At 62.1% G+C, this 21,101-nt stretch carries 22 protein-coding genes; 8 read left to right on the top strand and 14 right to left on the bottom strand.

From position 1 onward, the window contains the following. Positions 1–134: 134 nt before the first annotated feature. Positions 135–641 (bottom strand): disulfide bond formation protein B, encoded by a 507-nt coding sequence (locus tag LOY45_RS04195; protein WP_115088675.1) that lies wholly within the window; start codon positions 639–641, stop codon positions 135–137. 226 nt (positions 642–867) lie between these two features. On the opposite strand from LOY45_RS04195, the gene LOY45_RS04190 reads away from it, so the two are divergent. After that, positions 868–1,131, top strand: a complete 264-nt coding sequence (locus LOY45_RS04190) for a YebG family protein (RefSeq protein ID WP_233674479.1) — start codon at positions 868–870, stop codon at positions 1,129–1,131. Between the two features lie 7 nt (positions 1,132–1,138). On the opposite strand, the gene LOY45_RS04185 is transcribed toward LOY45_RS04190, so the two are convergent. Then, entirely contained in the window at positions 1,139–2,158 is a 1,020-nt protein-coding gene (locus LOY45_RS04185; RefSeq protein WP_115088677.1) for a Leu/Phe/Val dehydrogenase, read from the bottom strand. 125 nt (positions 2,159–2,283) lie between these two features. On the opposite strand from LOY45_RS04185, the gene LOY45_RS04180 reads away from it, so the two are divergent. Continuing rightward, complete coding sequence (locus LOY45_RS04180) at positions 2,284–3,090, top strand: SirB1 family protein (protein ID WP_115088678.1); 807 nt, start codon at positions 2,284–2,286, stop codon at positions 3,088–3,090. On the opposite strand, the gene LOY45_RS04175 is transcribed toward LOY45_RS04180, so the two are convergent. The 4 genes from LOY45_RS04175 to hmgA are packed head-to-tail and all read right to left on the bottom strand — an operon-like array spanning position 3,011 to position 7,690. Continuing rightward, a complete protein-coding gene (locus LOY45_RS04175) occupies positions 3,011–4,405 on the bottom strand; it encodes an MFS transporter (protein ID WP_134064250.1) in 1,395 nt (464 codons plus the stop codon). The genes LOY45_RS04180 and LOY45_RS04175 overlap by 80 nt on opposite strands. A gap of 48 nt (positions 4,406–4,453) precedes the next feature. Further along, positions 4,454–5,080, bottom strand: coding sequence for a maleylacetoacetate isomerase (maiA, locus tag LOY45_RS04170; RefSeq protein ID WP_115088680.1), 627 nt, complete (start codon positions 5,078–5,080; stop codon positions 4,454–4,456). 12 nt (positions 5,081–5,092) lie between these two features. Continuing rightward, positions 5,093–6,385, bottom strand: a complete 1,293-nt coding sequence (gene fahA / locus LOY45_RS04165) for a fumarylacetoacetase (RefSeq protein WP_115088681.1) — start codon at positions 6,383–6,385, stop codon at positions 5,093–5,095. A gap of 3 nt (positions 6,386–6,388) precedes the next feature. After that, the gene (gene hmgA / locus LOY45_RS04160) at positions 6,389–7,690 is read right to left on the bottom strand and encodes a homogentisate 1,2-dioxygenase (protein ID WP_258578785.1); all 1,302 of its coding nucleotides are present in this window, start codon (positions 7,688–7,690) and stop codon (positions 6,389–6,391) included. A gap of 174 nt (positions 7,691–7,864) precedes the next feature. Here hmgA and LOY45_RS04155 point away from each other — a divergent pair, with 174 nt between their 5' ends. Next, positions 7,865–8,644, top strand: coding sequence for an IclR family transcriptional regulator (locus LOY45_RS04155; RefSeq protein WP_115088683.1), 780 nt, complete (start codon positions 7,865–7,867; stop codon positions 8,642–8,644). On the opposite strand, the gene LOY45_RS04150 is transcribed toward LOY45_RS04155, so the two are convergent. The 6 genes from LOY45_RS04150 to LOY45_RS04125 all read right to left on the bottom strand — a co-directional run bounded on the left by LOY45_RS04150 (position 8,641) and on the right by LOY45_RS04125 (position 15,850). Then, entirely contained in the window at positions 8,641–11,724 is a 3,084-nt protein-coding gene (locus tag LOY45_RS04150; RefSeq protein WP_258578784.1) for a dermonecrotic toxin domain-containing protein, read from the bottom strand. The genes LOY45_RS04155 and LOY45_RS04150 overlap by 4 nt on opposite strands. A gap of 503 nt (positions 11,725–12,227) precedes the next feature. Beyond that, positions 12,228–12,581, bottom strand: a complete 354-nt coding sequence (locus LOY45_RS04145) for a hypothetical protein (protein ID WP_115088685.1) — start codon at positions 12,579–12,581, stop codon at positions 12,228–12,230. A 75-nt stretch (positions 12,582–12,656) separates the two neighbouring features. Continuing rightward, positions 12,657–13,565 carry an SDR family oxidoreductase gene (locus LOY45_RS04140; RefSeq protein ID WP_115088686.1) on the bottom strand — a complete coding sequence of 303 codons (909 nt, stop codon included), beginning with the start codon at positions 13,563–13,565 and terminating at the stop codon, positions 12,657–12,659. A gap of 131 nt (positions 13,566–13,696) precedes the next feature. Next, complete coding sequence (locus LOY45_RS04135; RefSeq protein WP_115088687.1) at positions 13,697–14,602, bottom strand: alpha/beta fold hydrolase; 906 nt, start codon at positions 14,600–14,602, stop codon at positions 13,697–13,699. A 185-nt stretch (positions 14,603–14,787) separates the two neighbouring features. Then, positions 14,788–15,474, bottom strand: coding sequence for an LrgB family protein (locus LOY45_RS04130; RefSeq protein WP_134064260.1), 687 nt, complete (start codon positions 15,472–15,474; stop codon positions 14,788–14,790). Next, a complete protein-coding gene (locus LOY45_RS04125; RefSeq protein WP_115088689.1) occupies positions 15,464–15,850 on the bottom strand; it encodes a CidA/LrgA family protein in 387 nt (128 codons plus the stop codon). The genes LOY45_RS04130 and LOY45_RS04125 overlap by 11 nt, the downstream gene beginning before the upstream one ends. Positions 15,851–15,946: 96 nt before the next feature. Between LOY45_RS04125 and LOY45_RS04120 the strand changes: the two genes are divergently transcribed. Continuing rightward, positions 15,947–16,834 (top strand): LysR family transcriptional regulator, encoded by an 888-nt coding sequence (locus tag LOY45_RS04120; protein WP_115088690.1) that lies wholly within the window; start codon positions 15,947–15,949, stop codon positions 16,832–16,834. On the opposite strand, the gene LOY45_RS04115 is transcribed toward LOY45_RS04120, so the two are convergent. Next, on the bottom strand, positions 16,835–17,290 hold the full coding sequence (locus tag LOY45_RS04115; protein WP_115088691.1) for a flavodoxin: 456 nt from the start codon (positions 17,288–17,290) through the stop codon (positions 16,835–16,837). 142 nt (positions 17,291–17,432) lie between these two features. On the opposite strand from LOY45_RS04115, the gene LOY45_RS04110 reads away from it, so the two are divergent. Beyond that, positions 17,433–17,894, top strand: coding sequence for a PAS domain-containing protein (locus tag LOY45_RS04110; protein WP_115088692.1), 462 nt, complete (start codon positions 17,433–17,435; stop codon positions 17,892–17,894). 68 nt (positions 17,895–17,962) lie between these two features. Beyond that, positions 17,963–18,580 (top strand): hypothetical protein, encoded by a 618-nt coding sequence (locus LOY45_RS04105; protein WP_115088693.1) that lies wholly within the window; start codon positions 17,963–17,965, stop codon positions 18,578–18,580. Here LOY45_RS04105 and LOY45_RS04100 read toward each other — a convergent pair. After that, a complete protein-coding gene (locus LOY45_RS04100; RefSeq protein ID WP_233674483.1) occupies positions 18,565–19,515 on the bottom strand; it encodes a MerR family transcriptional regulator in 951 nt (316 codons plus the stop codon). The two genes, LOY45_RS04105 and LOY45_RS04100, sit on opposite strands and share 16 nt — an antisense overlap. 238 nt (positions 19,516–19,753) lie before the next feature. Here LOY45_RS04100 and LOY45_RS04095 point away from each other — a divergent pair, with 238 nt between their 5' ends. Next, positions 19,754–20,323, top strand: a complete 570-nt coding sequence (locus LOY45_RS04095; protein WP_134064268.1) for an antibiotic biosynthesis monooxygenase — start codon at positions 19,754–19,756, stop codon at positions 20,321–20,323. Between the two features lie 55 nt (positions 20,324–20,378). Continuing rightward, on the top strand, positions 20,379–21,077 hold the full coding sequence (folM, locus tag LOY45_RS04090) for a dihydromonapterin reductase (protein WP_115088695.1): 699 nt from the start codon (positions 20,379–20,381) through the stop codon (positions 21,075–21,077). Positions 21,078–21,101 lie beyond the last annotated feature (24 nt).

The raw sequence follows: 21,101 nt of genomic DNA, 5'->3' as shown, positions 1-21,101 counted from the left end.
GTTTGTCGCACCCCGTCCAATACCCCTGAAACGCCCGCTCTACAAGGGCTGGAACTTGATCAGGATCAAGTATGGTGCGACAAACCTGGTAAATCTCATTGCACAACGGGCTTGCGTCAATACATGACTTTTGTCTAAGCCTGACGGCGGTTGCGGTAGATGCCCAGGGGCACCAGAACGGCAGTCAGTACAAAGGCCACCAGGGCCCATTGCGCCAGGGACAGGCCCATGACCGGCGGGTAAGGCGTGGAGCAGAAACCATCGACCTGGAACACCAGCGGCAGCACCGAAGCCAGCGGCAGGCCGTCGACGATCGGTTGCAAGGTGTCGATGCCGCAACTGACCGCCGGATTGGCGAGGATATACACATGGTTGCCGGCGGCGGCGATACCACCGATGGCGCTGAGCACCACCAGGCCCTCGAGCAGGGTCAGGCTGCGCTTGCCGGGCATGGCGGCACCGATAAAGGCGAACAGCGCGATCAGCAGCAAAGCATAGCGTTGCAGGATGCACAGCGGGCACGGCGCCTCGCCCAGCACGATCTGCATGTACAGCGCCCCGCCGATGAGGGCCAGACAGATAACCCCCAGCAGTACCAAAAAGCGCCGTTCCCGATTCAGGCGCGATGTTTGCTCGTTCATTGCTGTTCCTTCGTAGACTGGATGGCTCGACTGCCGATCCGCAATTCTACACGCTGTAGCAGACCATAGAGAGCGGCAAAAGTGCCGCGCCAGGCCCCTGTGGAGAGTGGCGAACAGCAGAATGCTGATTTGCCACTATCTTAGTCCTGTGGATTACCCTATCATTAACACTGTACAAATAAACAGTATCGAATACATCGATTACCAAAGGCATGTGAGGTGATGAATGGCCGTCGAAGTGGTATACCGCAGCAGCCGCGACCTGGAGCGCTTGTTCATGGATAAAGCCGAAGCAGACCGTCACGACAAGATGCTTGAACTGGCCGAGCTCCTGGCCGAGGTCCTGAAAAAAGCCGTGCCGTCGCTGAGCGAACAGCAGGTCGAGGATGCCGGTATCTATATGGCGAAGAACCGTGACGTGTTCGCCAAGGCCTTCAAGAGCCAGCCAGACGCCCTGTCCGATCTGCTCGGCGACAGCGCCGCCGAATAATCGACCTTCAGCTGTAGATCAGCCGCTCGGCAAGCATCTGCGCCACCCGCGCCGGCGAGCGTTTCTCGGCCTGGGCATGGGCAAAGACTTCGGTCAGCCGCGAAGGGATGCGCGCCAGGTGTGCGGTAATGGTGCCCAGGTCCTCGCCACGGTGCCTGAGCGCCACGTAGATCAACCCGCCAGCGTTGATCACGTAATCCGGCGCATACAGAATCCCGCGGCTTTCCAGCTGATCAGCCACCTGCAAGGTGGTCAGCTGGTTGTTGGCCGCGCCCGCCACCGCTGCACAGCGCAACTGCATCACGCTCTGGCCATTGAGCACCGGCCCTACCCCGCACGGCGCAAAGATGTCACAGGGCGTGCTGATCAACATCTCATTGGCAACCGGCCGCGCATTGAACTGCTCGATGGCCAGTTGCACCCTGCCCGGGTCATGGTCGCTGACCAGCAGCTCGGCACCCGCCGCATGCAGTTGCTCGGCCAGCGCATAGCCAACATTGCCCAGCCCCTGTACGGCAATGCGCAAGCCTTCGAGATTATCGCTGCCCAGACGCGCCATCGAGGTGGCGCGAATTCCGGCGAACACGCCCATGGCTGCATGGGGTGACGGGTCGCCGGCAGCGGTGGTACTGGTCACGTGCTGGGTGGTCTGGGCGATGCAATCCATGTCCAGGGTCGAGGTGCCGCTGTCCACGGCAGTAATGAAACGCCCCTGCAAGGTTTCGACAAAGCGCCCGAACGCCTCGAACAAGGCCGCGCGGTTTTCCACATGGGGGTTGCGAATGATCACCGCCTTGCCGCCGCCCAACGGCAGCCCTGCCAGGGCGGCCTTGTAGCTCATGCCCTGGGCCAGGCGGATGGCGTCGATCATGGCGCTGTCGTCGTCCGGGTAGGCCAGGTAGCGACAGCCTCCCATGGCCGGCCCCAGGTGTTCGCTATGGATGGCGACTACCGCTTTCAGGCCGGTCGGCGGGTCGATGCACAGGTGCAGCGACTGCGTGCGGGTGCTTTGCATGAGAGCAAACATCAACGGGCTCCTCGATGAGGTGCTGATCCCAGTATAGGTCGCGCTTTACCGACTGATGACAACACTCGGACCACTGGACTAAAACCCGCACCAGCGCTACAACAGAAGCTTGAGCGGAGATTGTCATGAACCCACGTAGCGCCTGCCTGGCTTGCCTTGAACGTGACCCGGTCGCCTTGCTGGAAGCGGCACTATGGATCGCCGCCGAGCACGACGACAGTGTGGTGCCGGCACAGGTATTGGCCGAGGTTCAGGCCTTGCAGCAGGAGGTCAGCGCCGGCCTGCCGATGCTGCCGCTCAGCGAACTGGCCCAGCCGTTGCTGCGCCACCTCAACACCCTGGGCTTCCAGCAGGACGAGTACCACCCCCTGCGCCCCCAAGCGGCGCTGCTCGACAAGGTCATACAGCGTCGTCGCGGCCAGCCTCTGGCCCTGGCCCTGCTGACCCTGGAACTGGCTCGCGGCTTGTCGATCCCCCTTGAAGGCGTGAACTTCCCCGGGCATTTCCTGTTGCGCGTACCGGGTGCCGATCACCTGCTCGACCCCTGCGGCGGGCGCCGCCTGTATCCGGCCGACTGCCGCGAACTGCTGGGCCGCCAGTTCGGCCCGCAACTGGCCCTGAGTGCCGACCACCTGCTGACCGCCAGCCCGCTGCAGATGCTCCAGCGCCTGTCGCGCAACCTGCGCCAGCTGCACGCCAGCCACGACGATCACCTGGAGGCCCTGAAGGACGCCGAACGGGTGTTGCAGCTTGGCCCGGGCACCGCCGCCGACTACATGGCACGGGCAACGCTGTATCAGCACCTGGAGTGCCCACAGGCCGAACGCTTCGACCTGGAGCACGCCCTGCTGCTCAGTGACGATCCAATCCAGCGCTTGCGCCTGACTGAACGCCTGAGCCACCTGCCTCCTGCGTCGTCATCGGTGCACTGACAGCCTCGGCCGGGCTGCGCACCTGAATGATCAACAATGCCGCCAGCACCGCAGGAATCGCGCAGAAGAAGAATATCTGCTCGACCGGCAAATGCATGGCCAGCAGCAGGCTGCCGAACAGCGGCCCCAGTATCGAACCAAAGCGCCCCACTCCCAATGCCCATCCCGTGCCGGTCGCCCGCACCTGGGCCGGGTAGAAGTTACTGGTAAAAGCATTGAGGGTCAGTTGCCCGCCGATGATGCAGAAGCCAGCGGCAAACACACAGACCACCAGCCAGCGCGGGTTATCGTGGTTCAGGCCGACCAGTACGGTAAACACCGCCGCCGCCAGCAGCACGGCGCTGAGCAGGCGCACCTTGCGCTTGAGACGGTCGGCGAACCAGGCCATGAATACCGCGCCGAGGGTGCCGGCAAACAGGAACATCGAGGTCACCAGGTTGGCCTGATTCAGGGCCAGGCCGCTTTCCAGCAACAGCGAGGGCAGCCAGCTGATCATGAAGTACAAGAGGATCAGGCTGACGAAGAACGTCGACCAGATCAGCAGGGTCGGCCTGGCATAGCCGTCACGAAACAGCGCCACCACGGTGAACTTGTTCTGGTTTTCTTCCATGGCCTGCACACTGGCCGCAGGCGGCTGCCAGCCCGGGAGCATCTTCGTCGTGAGCTTGAGCAGGCGCGCATAGGGCGGCGCGTCACGCAGCAGGCGTGGCAAGGATTCGGGCAGGTACAGGGCCAGGAACGGAAACAGCAGCAGCGGCGCAATACCGCCAGCAAGGAACACCGCCTGCCAGCCGAAACTGTCGATGAACCCGGCAGCGACGAAACCACCGGCAGCGCCCCCTAATGAGAAGCCGCAAGCGGCCAGAGTGACCATCAGGGTGCGCAAGCGCGGCGGTGCATACTCGGACATCAGCGCCATGGCACTGGGCATCGCTCCACCCATGCCGATACCGCAGACAAAACGCGCCAGCATCAGGCTGTTGAGGGAGTTGGCAAAGACCATCAGCACGGTCAGGCTGGAGTACAAGAGCACACAGCACAACAGCACCCGGCGCACGCCGAAGCGATCCGCCAGCGGTGTCACCGCCAGCGATCCCAGGGTCAGGCCCAGCAGGTTGGCACTGAACACCGGCCCGAACGCGGCCTTTTCCAGGCCCCAGTCCTGGGCCAGGGAAGGGATCACATAGCCCAGCACCTGAGCATCATAACCATCGGTAACCAGCAACAACACGAGTAACAACAGCAATAACCACTGATAACGCGACACGGGCCGGGCATCCAGCGCCGTGCGAAAGCTGGCAATCTGATTGTGCATCGCAAGGTACCTTTTATTGTTATGGGTATCAGGTGCGGGCAGCGTGGTTTATGGGGTGTCGGGCTGCCTCGACGGGTGAGCCTGGGCAAACGCCGAATGCGCCTCGGCCAGGGCAGCGACCCGGCGAATGCGCGGGAAGCCACTCAAGTCGATATTGAAACGCTCGGCTGCATACAGTTGCGGGATCAGGTAGACATCGGCCAGCCCCGGCTCGTCGCCAAAGCAGAAGCCTTCATCACCGATCAACTGCTCGACAGCGGCCAGGCCCTGGCTGATCCAGTGGGCGATCCACTGGTTGACCTGGACGTCGTCATGGCCCAGCCCACGCAGCTGATTGAGCACGCTGACGTTGTGCAGCGGATGGATATCGCACCCGATCAGTGCCGCGACGCCACGGGCCTGGGCCCGGCGAACCGGGTCCTGTGGCAGCAGCGCTGGCTGTGGATAAACCTCTTCCAGGTATTCGATGATCGCCGGCGACTGCACCAGCACTTCACCCGAGTCGATCTTCAGCGCCGGCACCCGCCCTTGCGGGTTGAGGGCCATGAAGTGTTCTTCGCGCTGTTCGCCCTTGAGCAGGTTGACCGGCAACTGCCGGACCTCCAGCTGCTTGAGCGCCAGGGCAATCCGCACCCGGTAGGAGGAGGTCGAGCGGTAGTAGGTAAAGAGTTCCATGGACCTGCCCTCTCAGCGTGCCGGAAGGATCTTGCCGCGGCATTCGCCGAAGCCGATCGAGGCCACGCCATCGCGCTTGCAACGCGCACGCAGGATGATCTCGTCGCCGTCTTCGAGGAACTTGCGCACCTCGCCAGACGCCAGTTCGACCGGCTCCTTGCCACCCTGGGTGATTTCCAGCAGGCTGCCGAACTGGCCAGGCTGGGCACCAGACAAGGTGCCGGAGCCGAACAGGTCGCCCGACTGCAGCTGGCAACCGTTGACGCTGTGGTGGGCAACCATCTGCGCCACGGTCCAGTACATGCTCAGGGTGTTGCTCAGGGTCAGGCGATGCGCGGGCAGGTTCTGCTCGCGCATGCGCTCGGTCAGCAGCAGCACTTCCAGCTCAATATCGAAGGCGCCGTTGGCCTGGTCGCGCTTGTCGAGCAGGTACGACAGCGGCTGCGGGTCGCCTTCCGGACGCGCCGGCTGGGCACAGCGAAACGGCTCCAGGGCTTCGGCGGTAACCACCCATGGGGAGATGGTCGAAATGAAGCTCTTGGACAGGAACGGGCCAAGCGGCTGGTACTCCCAGGCCTGGATATCGCGCGCCGACCAGTCGTTGAGCAGGCAGAAGCCGGCAATGTGCTCAGCCGCTTCGGCCACCGGAATCGAATCGCCCATGTCGTTGCCCTGGCCGATCCAGATGCCCAGCTCCAGTTCGTAATCCAGGCGCGCGCACGGGCCGAAGCTCGGTTCGTTCTGGCCGGCGGGCAGGGTCTGGCCTTTTGGCCGGCGCACATCGGTACCGGACGGACGAATGGTCGAGGCACGGCCGTGGTAGCCGATCGGCACGTATTTATAGTTGGGCAGCAGCGGGTTGTCGGGGCGGAACAGCTTACCGACATTCTTGGCGTGTTCGATGCCGACATAGAAGTCGGTGTAGTCGCCAATGCGTGCGGGCAGGTGCAGCTGGCACTCGCTGGCCGGATACAGCAGCGGCTTGAGTGCGGCCTGGTGTTCACTGTGCTCGCCGAGCAGCTCCAGCAGGCGTTCGCGCAGGGCTACACGAGCGGTACGGCCGAGGGCGAAGAAAGCGTTCAGCGCACCACCACGGGTGGCTTCGACCGCAGCGCGGGCCTGGCCGTCGAACAGGCCGGCAGCCAGCACGGCTTCAAGGTCGAGAATGGCATCACCGATGGCCACGCCACAGCGCGGCGCCTGGTCCTTGCGGCTGAAGATACCCAGGGGCAGGTTCTGCAGCGGGAAGTCGCCGTGGCTGTTGGCGTGTTCTACCCAACTGCGGGCAAGGGCGGACTGATTCATGGGTTATCTCCGATTCGGGGTAAAGGTGCTCGGCAACGAGGCCCAGCAACTATCGTAGTCGGCCTGCAATTGCGGGCATTCGAGCGCATGACGGCTCGGGCGCAGCACCTGGCTGGTCTCGAACATGAAGGCCATGGTGTTGTCGATCTTGTTCGGTGCCAGCTCGACGGCAATGGCCTTGCTGCAGGTCTCGGCATCCGGGCCATGGGCGCTCATGCAGCTGTGCAGCGAGGCGCCGCCGGGCAGGAAGCCTTCGGCCTTGGCGTCGTACTCGCCCTTGATCAGGCCCATGAACTCGTTCATCAGGTTGCGGTGGAACCACGGCGGACGGAAGGTGTTCTCGGCCACCATCCAGCGCGGCGGGAAAATCACGAAGTCGAGGTCGGCCATGCCCGGCACGCTGGTCGGCGAGGTCAGCACGGTGAAAATCGATGGGTCCGGGTGGTCGAAGCTGACCGTGCCGATGGTGTTGAAGCGGCGCAGGTCATATTTGTACGGCACGTTGTTGCCGTGCCAGGCGACCACGTCCAGTGGCGAATGGTTGAGCTGGCAGCCCCACAGTTCACCGAGGAATTTCTGCACCAACTGCACCGGGCCATCGATTTCTTCGTAATGGGCCACCGGCGCGAGGAAGTCGCGCGGGTTGGCCAGGCCGTTGCTGCCGATCGGCCCCAGGTCCGGGATGCGCAGCGGCGCACCGTGGTTCTCGGCCAGATAGCCGCGGGCCTGGGCATCGAGCAGTTCGACACGAAACTTCAGGCCACGGGGCAGCACGGCGATTTCCAGCGACTCGACTTCCAGCACGCCCAATTCGGTGACGATGCGCAGGCGACCCTGCTCGGGCACCAGCAGCAGTTCGCCATCGGCGTTGAAGAACACCCGCTCCATGGAGCGATTGGCGCAATAGGTATAGATGCTGATACCCGCCGGTTTTTCACCCGCCGAGTTGGCCGCCATGGCCACCCAGCCGTCAATGAAGTCGGTCGCTTCGCTTGGGATCGGCTGTGGGCTCCAGCGCAGGCGATTGGGCGTCACCGGGCCCAGCGGGCCACCGGCCAGCTGGCGCTCCAGGCGCTCGAAGCGCGGGTGCAGGGCCGAAGGGCGAATGCGGTACAACCAGGTGCGGCGCAACTCGCTGCGGGCCATGGTGAAGGCGGTGCCGGAAAACAGTTCGGCATACAGGCCGTACGGGGCTTTTTGCGGCGAGTTCTGCCCGACCGGCAGGGCGCCAGGCAAGGCTTCGCTGGCGAATTCGTTACCGAAACCGCTCTGGTAGCCGAGGACAGGGGTGTTATCGAGGTTCATCGAGCCTCCGGGCCCAGTGCAGGCCGGTCAATGGCAGTTGGCTGCGGGCCTTGAAGGGGGTGGCAGCGCTTCTGCGTTATTTTTATCGTAATTACATTACGCATAACGTAATTTGATTGGTGAAGACCGTCAAGCTATAAAGACGCCCATTGAACTCCCCGGATCGACTCCATCATGGCCAAAGCCAGCTCCCCCGCCGACAGCTCCGGCAAACAGAAGGTCCGCTCGGCCGAGGTCGGTACCGACATCCTTAAAGCCCTGGCCCAATTGTCGCCGTCTACCTCACTGTCGCGCCTGGCCGAGCATGTCGACATGCCGGCGAGCAAGGTCCACCGTTACCTGCAGGCCTTGATTGCCAGCGGTTTTGCCGAACAGAACCCGGCCACCAACCACTACGGCCTGGGCCGCGAAGCCCTGCGCGTAGGGCTGGCAGCGTTGGGCGGGATGGACGTATTGAAAGAGGCGGCGCTGCCGCTTTCGCTACTGCGCGATGAGCTCAACGAAAGCTGCTTCATCGCCGTGTGGGGCAACCAGGGCGCCACCGTGGTCAATATCGAGCCGGCGGTGCGGGCAGTCACCGTGGTCACTCAGATCGGCTCGGTGTTGCCTTTACTCACCTCTTCGACCGGGCTGGTATTCGGCGCCTACCTGCCCGAGCGCGAAACTATCGAGCTGCGCGAGCAGGAACTGGCCGCGTCAGGTCACAGCGCCGACGATTACGAGGCCTTGTTCGCAACCATCCGCCAACGCGGCCTGCATCATGTCCATGGTCTGCTGATGCCGGGGGTCGATGCCCTTTCGGCTCCCGTGTTCAACGCCGTGGGCAAGATCGCCGCCGTGCTGACCGTGGTCGGCCCGACCTCGATCTTCCATGCCGATGAGCAGGGGCCCGCAGCCGGGCAGTTGCTGGCTACGGCGAAGATGATCAGCTGGCGCATGGGGCACGAAGGCTAGACCGGGATAGCCATGTGCATGCTCTTGTGTTCGAGGATTTCCAGGAACTGTTTGAGTTCTTCCTCCAGCGCCCGATTCACACTGTAAATCGATTTCGCCCCCACCGGGCGCAAGTCACTGAACAGTTGTTTCAACAACCGAACGGTGGGTGAACTCGGTCCTTTTGAAAGGCCCGACACGAGTTTCGCCAGCCGCCCGCTGATACCTGACAAGGAAACAAGGCCAACCCCCGCTGTCAGAAAGAACTTCGTGGCTGCCGCCCGATCTCCATCCAGGTAAGCGATGACGCCCTGTCCAAACGCGCGCAGGGTCATGACCACGCTGAGGGCTAGGCTTGCCGGTGGAAACGGAACCGAGAGTATTGCCGCTACCCCGATCGCAACCTCGAACAACAAACCGGAGATCCTTTGCGCCACACTGGTGGTGTCTTCGTCCACATCGGCAACGATGCGCTCGACCATTACGTCGAACTCACGGGCCAGGTCGGTAATGCGCTTATAGTCACTGATCGCCGCCAGGATAATCGCCTCGCCATCCCCTGCCCGCTGGAAGCGCTCGATCAGGGCGCCGACAATAGGCTGATCGCGAATACTGACCCGCAGGTAAAAATAGTCCTGCAGGGCAGGATCGTCCCATTGCCGGGCCAGTGCCTGCGGCGCTCGAAAGAACAGGCCATCAGGGGCCTCCGGCGTGTAGACAAGATCCTCTACCACGCCTTGCACCACATTCCTGAACAAATACACACCCTCGACCCGTCGGCCACTCAGCGCGAATTGGAACACCCCGTTCTTGTGTGAAGTCCGATCACCACCAACAACCGCAGGCTCAAGATCGAGTAATTCATCGACAGCATTCTCCAGCCACCGGCTGCGCACAGCCGTCAGTCGCCCCGCCATGGTTTCGCTCAGCCAGGCGCGGCGCATCTGCAAGCGCAATAGCTCGCGGTGCAGCAGGCGACGGCGCCTGTAGTGCGGGTCAGTCGCATCGAGCAAGCGACTGCGAATCGTCTGGATGTAGCGCTCCCCCAGCCTGGCCGAACGAATGTAGCCGTCGAGAAAACGACGATCCAGGCGTGACAGGTCCTGGCCAACGGTTGAAGTGATTATTGCGAAGTCGGCGAAATTGAAACTGCTGTCGTATCCACTGATGACCGTGCGGGTAAGGCTTGCGACGTTACCAGGCTCGAGCTCGACCAGCACGGTATCAGGATCGACCTCAGGCCCAGGCGCGCCGGCAAATGTGTTGATCCTTTCTTTGACCAGGCGATGGGCGTAATCGGCAAAGGGCTCGATGTTGTTAATCTGCTGGTAGGCGTTCTGTACCAGGGTAAGTGACGCATCGATGTTGCTCAGTTGCTGACGCTGGAACAGCGGCGCATCGATGTACCACTGGGGCGTGGCGAACTGCAGCTGCTCCAGCACCCCATTGACCTTCATAAAGGCAATTTCCGACAGCAACTCCTGCCAACCGGCGTCAGGCCAGCGCTCCAGCGTAACGGTTTGTCGCGACCAATAACCAGGCAGTCTCTGCGCCTGCTTGAGTAGCTGAGTGAACTGCGGCCGCGCGTCGACCGACAGTTGGCCAAGCAAGTAGGCTTGCCCCTGATCCGTCAGCGCCCACCGGGCGATTTCCAGGCTGAGCTGCCGTGCATTGCGCAACACCCGAAGATCGCCTCCCGGCGCGCCTGGGGCGTAAAGCAGGAAGCGCTGATCATCACTCTGGCCATAGCTCAGGTAAAACACATCCCTGAACGCCAACTGGAAGGGATCGAGGATCACGCCACCGACTTCGATTCCAAGCTCGCTCAGGGCCCCTTGGTGGTTACGAGCCGCTTCCAGGGCGTCGAAGGCCCTCCCGTCGAGCCCCTGGTAACGCGCTGCCAGGGCACTCAGAGCCAGCCGCGCATTGACCACTTCACTCATCAGTTGCGGGCCAGGGCCGTCAAAGTACACGGCTTGCAGCGCTTCCCGGTAACTCAAACGGATATCCAGTTGATCGATCATGGCCTGGATAAAGCCCGGTGTCAGTTGTACGGCCAGCTCGCTGTCGATGATCTGCGCTTGCAGTTCGCGGCCGTGATAACCACCGGAAATTACCCATTGCACCAGCGTCATCTCGCGCTCACCACACAGCACTTCACCCACGATATCCAACACATGCCTGACCCCCACCCGCAGTCGCCGGACATCAACGTCAAGCCCCATGGCTTGCGTCAGGTAATCGGCTATCTGCTCAGCGGCATAGTCCTGCGCACTGGCCATGCCTTGCAGATGTTCATCGACCCGTTGCTGGCACACGGCAACAGCTCGTTCGCGTAACTCGTAGGCCGTACGCTCTTCACCTTCGAGAAAGCGTAACCATTCAGGCAGGTGGGCGTGACGGTGCTGCCTGAGCCTGGTTGCCAGGCGTTGTTGCAACAGGTCTTGTACTGGCACCTCGCGCAAGGCTTGGCGGATATCGTCGACCTGGCTTCGAAACGGAATATCGCTCAACGGCACCAAGGTCAATCGCGGCGCTTGACCTTGCGCAAGACGCTGCCTAATTCCATGCGGCAACGGTTGGACCAGGGGATCTTCGGCAGCCGGCTTGCTCAGGCGCAGCGTCATGCGGTCGATGAATCGCCGTGTACTGCCCTGCTCCTGCAAGCCCTCCTGCAGGCTGTAAAGCCAGAGTTTGCTCGAAGATGACGCTTCGAACGACTCGCCGATGACAAACACCAAAGGCAACGTCAGCGCTTCGCCCCCAATGCTCAGCGCCAAGAGACGGACATGCTCGTCTGGATCAAAGATCTGCTCTTCCAGGGCGGCGAGTGCCGACTGCTGTCCTGGTTGGCGCAAAGCCACGAAACGCAGGTCGAGAAAAAACAGTTTCGTCACCTGTATGAACAGGCTCAGCGGGTTGGTACCAGGCTTGCGCGCCTGCTTCCAGAACTCATCGAAAGCTGCATCCGTCAGGGAGGGCAGCGACTCGAGCTGGTTCTTGATCTGAAAGGTGGTACTGCTGAGTTCCAGCAGAATTGTCTCCAGGCTGTTGTCGTCGAAGCTAAATCCTGGTGCATCGAAAAAACGGGACAAATCCATGTGCTGATCTCTTTATTCGGTGATAGTCATATCGCGACAAATTGACTGGTTCACCGACAGCAGAATTTCAGCGCAACCGTTCCCTATTGATACTGACGAAAAGCTCCAAAGTGGCTTGCTCAGCAACCCGAGAGAAGTGTCCTACGGCTAAAACCAGCAACAGCCTATTGATACCTCGGAATGGACAAACCCCAAGCAGACTTGTTTACACATGCTCACAGTCATCAATGAAATAACGGGTTACTGTCTTGTGGCTTCACTGTTACCAGTGCTGTAACAGTGAATGTCAGAAACACCTATTTTTCCGCTACCGCCAGGCACCTATTCTGGTTGCACCAAGACGGTGCTGACGCAGATCGAAGCAGTCAGCCCGATTCCATCAACCGGCGTGCACACTCCGCCTGATGAAGCTTGGCCCAGGTTCACCGACGTTGATTTTGAAGCTCCTTGATCTGCGTCTTACTTGGCCGCTGCACTGCAGCGGCCTTTTTTATGCCCGCAATTCAATCGTCATCGGCGTCGTCAAAGTGAAATCGGTGTAACAATCGATGGGCAACAGGCGCCAGGATCAGACCGATGGTGGCAACAAATACCAGCCCGACGTACAAGCCGTAGCCGGCAAAGAACAGCTTGCCGCCGATACTCTCGGGCAGGATCACCGGCCCGACTCCGCCCAGCAGCAAAGTGGCGTTGAACACCGCATCGTGCCAGGGCACGTCTGGCTCGAAGTACAGATGGCCGAGCACACCGAAGAGGATCGAGCCGATCAACATCAGGCAGGCTGCCAGGCCGTGACGCATCATGCGATAACTGAACTGACGGGAAGAAATGACCGGGTCCGTTCTGGATTCGTACATCCTCTGTGCTCCTGCAGCAAGGGGGGCCGCCCAGCATAGGCAACTTCAACTGGCGACCACAACCTTGGGGCAGGTTCAGCCCTGTGGATACTTCTGCAGATTGGCCATCATCTGCTGCAAGGCTTGCAGGCTGTCTTGCGGGTGCACAGCGTTGTCGAAGTTGCCGATCTGCTGCCAGTTGGCCGCAATATCGTCGGGTGAAAAGCCCTCGCGCGGGTCAAAGCCGACACCCAAGCTGCGTTCCCAACGCACCTTGCCGACCCAGCCGCCGCCCACTTCATATAGGCCGCCACTGTCCTGACAGTCGTCACTGCCCAGGTACACCACCAGCGGGCTGACCAGTTCCGGCTTGAGCTGTTCGAAGACCTGCGGTGGAATCAGTCCTTCGGTCATGCGCGTGCCGCCGGTAGGGGCAATGGCGTTGACCAGGATGCCATTCTTGCGTCCTTCAATGGCCAGGGTGCGGGTCAGGCCATACAGGCCAAGCTTGGCCGCGCCATAGTTGGCCTGGCCGAAGTTGCCATAGATGCCCGAGGTCGAGGCGGTGAAAATCACCCGCCCCCAATTCTGCTCGCGCAGGTGTGGCCAGGCGGCGCGGGTGACTTTGTAGGCACCTTCAAGGTGAACCTGATAGACCTGCTCCCAGTCACTGTCCTCCATCTTGTGGAAGGTCTTGTCGCGCAGGATGCCGGCGTTGTTGATCACTACATCGACCCGGCCGAAGCTGTCCAGGGCCTGTTCGACAATGCGCTGACCGTCGGTGACCGAGTCATGGTTGGCCACTGCCGTACCACCCTCTTCGCGGATCTGCGCCACTACCCGGTCGGCGGCCGAGGCGCTGGCGCCTTCGCCATGGGTCGAACCACCCAGATCGTTGACCACCACCCGGGCACCATGCCGGGCAAACAGCAGGGCATGGGCGCGGCCCAGGCCGCCGCCAGCGCCGGTGACAATCACCACTTTATCGTCCAAGCGAATCGTCATGCTCGTTTCTCCAGCAGAACAAAAGAGAGGGATGCCCGAGTGTCAGCCAGCACTGGCTGGCACACAATCAAGCGGGCAGGCGCTGAATGGCAGGCGATAAGGCCGGGCGATGATTGCGCACACCGGGTCGCTCAGGACCAGGCGACTCTCTGCGGCACATTCACCAGGGGTTGCTCACGAAACGCCAGATAATGGCGCAGCACCTGTACCGGTGCTTCAGTATGCGGATAGTGGCCAATGCCCTGGAGCATCACGGTGTTGGCATCGGGCACCAGCTCCTGATAGCGTTCGAGCATATGGATACCGGAAATCGGGTCGACCGCGCCGTTGATCAGCCGCAGCGGCACCCCGTCGGCCTGCAATGCACCGACCCAGCGCTCGCGGTGGGCGACCCGCTCGGGCAGGTAAGTGATCAGCTTGTGCAGGATGCGCGTGCCGCGGTTGGAGGCAATCAGGCTCCAGTAGTCGTCCAGCGCGCTTTCGCTGGGATGGGTGCAGGGCCCGTAGATCTGGGTGACGTTACGCACCAGATCATCGCGCCCGAACGAGCGCCCGACCAGCCAGCCCAGGCGGCTGAGCAACAGCTTCTGGATCAGCAGCGGCCGATGACGTTCGGGGAACAGACCACCATTGAGGAACACGCAACTGGCGATCTGCGCGCGGCCCTCGTGGTGGCGGGCGAGCAACTCCTGGGCGACGCTGCCGCCATAATCATGCCCGAGCAGATGCACCGGCTGCTCGACCTGAAGATGCGCGAGCAATGCCTGCTGCAGGTCGGCCTGCTCCAGCAGGCTGTAATCATGGTGCAGCGGTTTGGCCGAGTCGCCAAAGCCGAGCATGTCACAGGCAATCACCCGAAAACGCTGGGCCAGGGGTGTCCACAGGTAATGCCAGTCCCAGCTGGCGGTGGGAAAGCCATGAATGAGCAGTAGCGGTTCGCCCTGCCCTGCGGTCCAGTAGCGGATGGTCTGGCCACGGAACGAGAAATTCAGGCCCCGGGTCCGCCAGACGCACAATGGAATTTCGGCCAAAGGCATCACAGTGGTCCCGGTAGGTTGTAGGTAGTCGTGTTGGGCAAGGCATCGGCTGCGATCATTGCAATCACCTCGGCACATTCGTGTGCTCTACTGATCGACAGTCTAGTCAGGCAGGCCCGCCCGAGAGTTGCGTTCGCAGCCAGCTTATTGACCTTGGGAGTCAGCAAGCAAAATAGCGAGGTGAATCACAACAGCAAAGTCAGCAAGGGCGCGGCGAAGAGGTTGAGCAGGCCGGTCAGGACCATGACCAGGCCGGCCACCGACCCCTCCTCGCCCCCCACCTCATGAGCGCGGCTGACGCCCGCCCCATGCGCGCCGACGCCAAACAGCGCGCCACGGGCCAATGGCGTGCGCAGCGGCAGGTACTTGAGCAGCACGCCACCGAACATTGCCCCCAGCACCCCGGTAAACATCACGAACACCGCGGTCAACTCCGGCACGCCGCCCAGGTCCTTGGCCAGCGGCATGGCAAAGGGCGTGGTGATCGAGCGCGGCACCAGCGACAGGCTGACCGAGCTGTCCAGCGCCAACAGGTGCGCCAGGCCCCAGGAACTGCCGATCGATGCCGCACTGCCGACCAGCATGCCCAGGGTCAGGGCCGGCCAGTGGCGGGCGAGCAAGGCGCGCTGTTGCCAGATCGGCACGGCAAAGGCCACGGTGACCGGGCCCAGCACCGACATCAGCCAGTGGGTGTTGCGCGCATATTCGGCATAGGCGGTATGCAGGGGCACGGCAATCGCCAGCAGCACAGCCGGTACCAGAATCAACGGTGACAGCAGGTAGCGCGCGGTGCGCCGGTACAACCAGCGACTGCCCAGATAAGCCAGCAGGGTCAGGGCCAGCCAGAACAGCGGCATCGGCTCAAGCGTCATGACGCAACCTCCAGCGGCAGATCCACTCCACCGTCACCGCCGTCACCACCATCACCAGCAAGGTACTGACACCAATCACCAGCAAGATCCGCCAGCCTTCATCGCGCAGCAGGCTGCCGTAATCGAGCAGGCTCATCAGCGCCGGAATGAAGAACAGCAGCATCTCGGCCATCAGCACCCCGGCCCCCAGTTGCAACATGGCCGGCTTGAGCACGCCAACGGCGAACAGCAGCAACAGCAGCGCCAGGCCGATCACCCCGCCCGGAATCGGCCAGGCCAACCAGGCGGCCAATACGCCACCAACCTTGTAAAGAGCAAGCAACACCGCAAGCTCGGCGAGCAGGCGGACAAATCGGTTAAACGCAGGGGGTTTCATCGCAGGGATCCTCTCAGGCCTTCATTTTAAAAGCCCGCTCCCCACGCCAAAAGCGAATTGTTAGACTGCCAACTATTCCAAATTGGAATTCAGGCAATGGAATTCAAACAGCTACGCAGCTTTCTCGAAGTGGTGCACCGCGGCGGCTTTACCCAGGCCGCGCTGACCTTGCACATCAGCCAGTCCGCAGTGAGCAAGCAGGTCGCCCAACTGGAACAGGACCTGGGGGTGCCGCTGTTGGAGCGTCAGGGTTCGCAACTGCACCTGACCGCCGCTGGCAAAATCGTCCTTGAGCGCGGTGAAGCCATGCTACGCCTGCGCCAGGAGCTGCTCAGCGAACTGGATGATCTCAGCCAGCTGGCCCGCGGCGAATTGCGCCTGGGCTTGCCGTTACTGGGCAGTGACGCGCTGTTCGCCCGGTTGTTCGCCGAATACCGGCGGCGCTATCCGAACATCAGCATTCAACTGTTCGAAGGCGGTAGCCGCAGTGTCGAGCAAGCAGTGCTCAGCGGCGAACTGGAACTGGGCGGCAGCCTGACGCCCAGCGACCCGGTCTTCGCCTACCAGCCGTTCTGCAACGAGCCCCTCGACGCCCTGTTGCCCACCGATCACCCGTTGGCGGCCGCCGGCCGGGTCAGCCTGGCACAACTGGCCGATACACCGTTCCTGCTCTATCAGCGCAGTTTCGTGCTCAATGACCGTTTGCTCAGTGCTTGCCAGCAGTCGGGCTTCACGCCCAGGGAAGGTGGGCGCAGCGGCCAGGCCGACTTTCTCGCCGCACTGGTGGCGGCAGGCCAAGGGGTGGTGCTGTTACCGAGTGTGGTTGCCCGAGGCCTGGAGCGGCCTGGGGTGGTGCGTCTGGCATTGAGCCAACCGACGGACCTGCGCTGGGACATTGCCTTTATCTGGCGCCAGGGCGCCTACCTATCGCGTGCCGCCCAGGCCTGGCTGCAGCTGCTGCGCGAGCAGCCACAGCCGCAGTGATCAGCCGCGCAGCTTTTCCACCAGCTCGGCAATCCAGGGCTCTGCGTCGGTTTCCGGAGTAACGGTTTCGCTGGCATCCAGGCGCAGCATCGGCAGCACTTCCACCAGGCCCATCTCGGCGAACAGTTCACGCAGTTGCTCACCGCCGCCGCAGAAGGTGTCGCCGTAGCAGGAGTCGCCCAGGCCGATCACCGCGCCTTTGAGTCCGCGCCACTCGGCGGGCAGCACGTCACGGATTGCACTGAACAGCGGCATGATGTTGTCCGGCAGCTCACCCATGCCGGTGGTCGAGGTTACGGCCAGAAATGCCTGGGGGGCAAAACCCTGAATGTCCTGCAAGGTCGCCCGGTTAGCGTGCCAGGCCTCGAAACCTGCTTGTTTGAGCAACTTCTCGGCATGCCGGGCGACTTCTTCGGCGGTGCCGTATACCGAACCGGAAAGGATGGCGACTTTCATAGAGGTTTCCGAAACTGAGTAAAAACGTAGGATACTAGCATCCGGCACTGGCAAAAGGCCTTAATCTGCCGCTGTACAGCGACGGTCAATCTACTAGAATCAGCCAGCATGCCCGATCTACAGCCCTTGCGGACCTAACAAGATGATCAATGCCACACTGCTGCAGCGCATGATTGACGCCTCCAACGACGGGATCGTGGTGGCTGAACAGGAAGGCGATGACGACACTATCCTGATCTACGTGAATCCGGCCTTCGAGCGCCTGACCGGCTACGACGCCAACGACATCCTCTACCGCGACTGCCGTTTCCTGCAGAACGATGATCGCGACCAGGACGCCCGCGCACTGATTCGCCAGGCGATCAAGGATGGCCTGCCAAGCCGGGAAATCCTGCGCAACTACCGCAAGGACGGCAGCGCGTTCTGGAACGAACTGTCGATTACCCCAGTACTCAACGAAGCCGACAGACGCAAATACTTCATCGGCATCCAGAAGGATGTCAGCCGCCAGGTCGAAGCCGAACTGCGGGTGATCGCACTTGAGCGCCAACTGGCCGAGGCCCAAGCGCGCATCGCTGCCCTGGAAGCCGACCAACGGTCTTAACAAACGCGCCGTTTGGTTGTCCATGACGCTGAAGAAACGCATTCACGATTGTAACTTCGAGTTCGACCATGCAAGCAGATGCCCTTCTGACCCAGGATGAACTGGACTTCATCCGCTCCATGCAGCACGCGCCTCAGCCCATCCCGGCTGAACCGGCGTCGCGCCTGCTGGTCAATGGCGGCAGCGAAATCAAGAACCTGCTGACCCGGCTGATCGCCGACGAGCAGGTGACCCTGCAGGCACAGTTCAACAACCAGCAGATGACCTTCCCGCTGCAACTGGTCGAAGACGAGTTCCATGCCCTGCACCTGCAACTGGGTGCACCGAACATCTATGAAGAAGGCGCCGTGGTCCGACCCTGGCGCCTGACGCTTGAGCAACCGGTTGCCCTGGAGGACGAACTGGGCTTGAGCACCGGTTTGTGGGTCAGGGAAATTTCGTTCAAGGGTGTGCTGCTGGAAGTGCGCGAGCAACCCGAACCGCCCAGGCACTTCGATCTCTGGTTCAGCCCCGACGGCGATGCCCCCATTGCCCTGCACGGCACCCTGCAACGGCGCACCGGCGAACATCTGGCCGCCTACAACCTGGGCCAGAGCCTGCCGGCAGAAATCGAGCGCTTACGCGAATACATCCTCCAGGCCCACCGCCGCACCCACCCCGAGCTGCACCCTCAAGAATCCAGGTGACCGGCCAGGTATTGCTGCAGTCGCCGACGCATCAACCGACCTTCACTGCCCAGGCACGCGACTTGCGAACCCATCAGGCTATCCTGAGCCAGGTCCGCTGCCTCCCCCGCCAGCAATAACGGGCATTCCAGGGCCAGCGCCAGGCGCGCCAGGCGCTTGGGCAAGTCACTGGCCGGTGGATGGTTGGAAAACAGCACCAAGGCATGGGGCGTCATGCGCTCGCAGACCAGGCTCAACTCTTCCAGGGGCTGGCCAAGGCCGAGCACGCTGATGGCGATTTCACTGGTGCCGAGCAACAGCGCCGCCACCAGCAACTCCAGCTCGCGGCACTGGCCGGGGATCGCTGCCAGCACCACGCGCACTGCTTGCTGCTCGCGCGCCAGTTGCAAACGCTGCAACACCCGTCCACGCAGGAAACTGTCGAGGAACAGCCATTCACTGGCCTGGCCGAAGGCTTCGTGGGTGCTGCGCAGCTCCTGCCAGACCGGCATAAGGATGTCCTGGAATGCCACCAGCTGTGGATAACTGCTGAATACCTGGCCATAGACCTGCTCCAGGCGACGCTCATCAAATGCCCTGACCGATTGGCGCAACTGCGCTTGCCACTGAATGAAGTCGGCCTGTGATTCGTCGCTGCGCTGCGGCTGGTTTTCGACCTTGAGGTTCTGGCTTTTGGCGAGGATGCGTCCCACTTTGCTGACTGCGACACCGCGCTCGATCCAGCCGAGGATGCTGCGCACCTCGTCGATATCCGCTTGCGAGTACAAACGGTGCCCACTTTCGGTGCGCGTGGGCTGAATCAGCCCATAACGGCGCTCCCAGGCCCGCAGGGTAACCGGGTTGATGCCGGTCATGCGGGAGACTTCGCGGATCGGGAACAGTTCTTCGTGGTCGAGCTCAGGCGTACTCAATGAAGGCTGGTCAGGTTCGATCATTGCCGGGAAACCGCGAGTTTGTGGGCCAACGGGCATTCTACTCCGCCTGCCGCGAGCACTACCATTGGCATTTCTCTCAGGTTGGCGACCGCCAGCACTGACGGGTCAGCTTATTTAAGGAATAATCCGCGCCCGATTCTTGCATCGATTCTTGCAAAGAAGCGAATGCCGCCCACCACCCCGGGCGGCGTTCAAGCGGTAGGCCTACCCGCCACGCCCAGTTGCCAGGAGATATACCATGTCTACCCCACCCGTAACCCTGATGGTTACCCGCCGCGTCGCCGATGGTCGCTACCAGGACCTGATGGCCTGGCTGCACGAAGGCGAACAGCTGGCCACCGACTTTCCCGGCTACCTGGGCTCAGGCGTGCTCGCCCCGCCCCCGCAAGGTGATGAGTTCCAGATCATCTTCCGCTTCACCAACGAACAGACCATGCACGCCTGGGAGCACTCGGCCTCACGCAAGGCCTGGCTGGACCGTGGCAATGGCCTGTTCGCCGAGCCGTCGGAACAGCGGGTCAGCGGCCTGGAAGGCTGGTTCGGCAGTAACCCGGTGCAGCGCCCGCCGCGCTGGAAGCAGGCGGTGGCGATCTGGCTGGCGTTCTTTCCGGTGTCGCTGCTGTTCAATCTGCTGTTCGGCCACTGGCTGGGCGCGCTGGACCTGGTGCCGCGCATCCTCCTCAGCACCCTGGGCCTGACGCCGCTGATGGTGTATTTCTTCATTCCGCTGTCGACCCGCCTGCTGGCCAACTGGCTGAACGCCAGCCCAACCCGCCCGGGGCCGCAGGGCGCGCGCAATCCCGCCTAGTTCGGGTATGCTGGGGGTTATCCAAGCGAACCAGTAAAAGTTGACCGCCCCCACCATGAACAGCCCAATTCTTGTCACCGGAGCCAGCCAGCGAGTCGGGCTGGCGCTGGCCCTGAACCTGGCGCAGGCCGGCCATACCGTGGTCAGCGCCAGCCGCAGCAAAAGCCCCGAGGCCGCGCACCCGAACATCATCCAGTTCCAGGCCGACCTGTGCCAGGAAGACGAGCGCCTGGCCCTGATCGAACACCTGCAAGGCAACTACGACGGCCTGCGCGCCATCGTGCACAACGCCTCGTTGTGGCTCGACGATGACCTGGCCAACCTTAATACCATGTTCAAGCTGCACGTCGAGGCGCCCTACCACCTGAACCTGGCCCTGGGCGAGCAACTGGCTAAGGTGGACAAGGCCGACATTATCCATATCTGCGACGAGACCTCCTCGCGCGGCAGCGGCAGCCATATCGGCTATGCCGCGACCAAGGCCGCCCTGCAGAACATGGTGCTGTCGTTCGCCGCCAAGTACGCGCCGAACATTCGCGTCAACGCGATCCTGCCGGGCTTGCTGATCCTCAAAGAGAACAGCGACGAGGCCTACCGCCAGCAAACCCTGAAAAAGGCCCTGCTGGAATTCGAACCCGGCGCCCAGCCGCTGATTGATGCCGTGCGCTTTCTGCTCGACAGCCAATACAGCACCGGCAGCAACCTGGTCATCAACGGTGGCCGCCACCTGAAAAACCGCATCGCGGTAGACTGAGCTACCGCTGTCACGAGAACGTCC

It is taken from the genome of Pseudomonas wadenswilerensis, assembly GCF_024749185.1.
Taxonomy (GTDB): domain Bacteria; phylum Pseudomonadota; class Gammaproteobacteria; order Pseudomonadales; family Pseudomonadaceae; genus Aquipseudomonas; species Aquipseudomonas wadenswilerensis.
Note: the sequence above shows the minus strand (reverse complement) of the source record. Positions and strands in the feature narration are given on the sequence as shown.

Excerpts from the sequence above, each read along its gene's own strand:
- folM (WP_115088695.1), top strand. The coding sequence starts at position 20,379 with ATGAACAGCCCAATTCTTGTCACCGGAGCCAGCCAGCGAGTCGGGCTG.
- LOY45_RS04095 (WP_134064268.1), top strand. The coding sequence starts at position 19,754 with ATGTCTACCCCACCCGTAACCCTGATGGTTACCCGCCGCGTCGCCGAT.
- hmgA (WP_258578785.1), bottom strand. The coding sequence starts at position 7,690 with ATGAACCTCGATAACACCCCTGTCCTCGGCTACCAGAGCGGTTTCGGT.
- LOY45_RS04175 (WP_134064250.1), bottom strand. The coding sequence starts at position 4,405 with ATGCACAATCAGATTGCCAGCTTTCGCACGGCGCTGGATGCCCGGCCC.
- LOY45_RS04185 (WP_115088677.1), bottom strand. The coding sequence starts at position 2,158 with ATGTTTGCTCTCATGCAAAGCACCCGCACGCAGTCGCTGCACCTGTGC.
- LOY45_RS04135 (WP_115088687.1), bottom strand. The coding sequence starts at position 14,602 with ATGCCTTTGGCCGAAATTCCATTGTGCGTCTGGCGGACCCGGGGCCTG.
- LOY45_RS04120 (WP_115088690.1), top strand. The coding sequence starts at position 15,947 with ATGGAATTCAAACAGCTACGCAGCTTTCTCGAAGTGGTGCACCGCGGC.
- LOY45_RS04150 (WP_258578784.1), bottom strand. The coding sequence starts at position 11,724 with ATGGATTTGTCCCGTTTTTTCGATGCACCAGGATTTAGCTTCGACGAC.
- fahA (WP_115088681.1), bottom strand. The coding sequence starts at position 6,385 with ATGAATCAGTCCGCCCTTGCCCGCAGTTGGGTAGAACACGCCAACAGC.
- LOY45_RS04110 (WP_115088692.1), top strand. The coding sequence starts at position 17,433 with ATGATCAATGCCACACTGCTGCAGCGCATGATTGACGCCTCCAACGAC.
- LOY45_RS04125 (WP_115088689.1), bottom strand. The coding sequence starts at position 15,850 with ATGAAACCCCCTGCGTTTAACCGATTTGTCCGCCTGCTCGCCGAGCTT.
- LOY45_RS04130 (WP_134064260.1), bottom strand. The coding sequence starts at position 15,474 with ATGACGCTTGAGCCGATGCCGCTGTTCTGGCTGGCCCTGACCCTGCTG.
- LOY45_RS04100 (WP_233674483.1), bottom strand. The coding sequence starts at position 19,515 with ATGATCGAACCTGACCAGCCTTCATTGAGTACGCCTGAGCTCGACCAC.
- LOY45_RS04180 (WP_115088678.1), top strand. The coding sequence starts at position 2,284 with ATGAACCCACGTAGCGCCTGCCTGGCTTGCCTTGAACGTGACCCGGTC.
- maiA (WP_115088680.1), bottom strand. The coding sequence starts at position 5,080 with ATGGAACTCTTTACCTACTACCGCTCGACCTCCTCCTACCGGGTGCGG.
- LOY45_RS04190 (WP_233674479.1), top strand. The coding sequence starts at position 868 with ATGGCCGTCGAAGTGGTATACCGCAGCAGCCGCGACCTGGAGCGCTTG.
- LOY45_RS04140 (WP_115088686.1), bottom strand. The coding sequence starts at position 13,565 with ATGACGATTCGCTTGGACGATAAAGTGGTGATTGTCACCGGCGCTGGC.
- LOY45_RS04155 (WP_115088683.1), top strand. The coding sequence starts at position 7,865 with ATGGCCAAAGCCAGCTCCCCCGCCGACAGCTCCGGCAAACAGAAGGTC.
- LOY45_RS04195 (WP_115088675.1), bottom strand. The coding sequence starts at position 641 with ATGAACGAGCAAACATCGCGCCTGAATCGGGAACGGCGCTTTTTGGTA.
- LOY45_RS04145 (WP_115088685.1), bottom strand. The coding sequence starts at position 12,581 with ATGTACGAATCCAGAACGGACCCGGTCATTTCTTCCCGTCAGTTCAGT.
- LOY45_RS04115 (WP_115088691.1), bottom strand. The coding sequence starts at position 17,290 with ATGAAAGTCGCCATCCTTTCCGGTTCGGTATACGGCACCGCCGAAGAA.
- LOY45_RS04105 (WP_115088693.1), top strand. The coding sequence starts at position 17,963 with ATGCAAGCAGATGCCCTTCTGACCCAGGATGAACTGGACTTCATCCGC.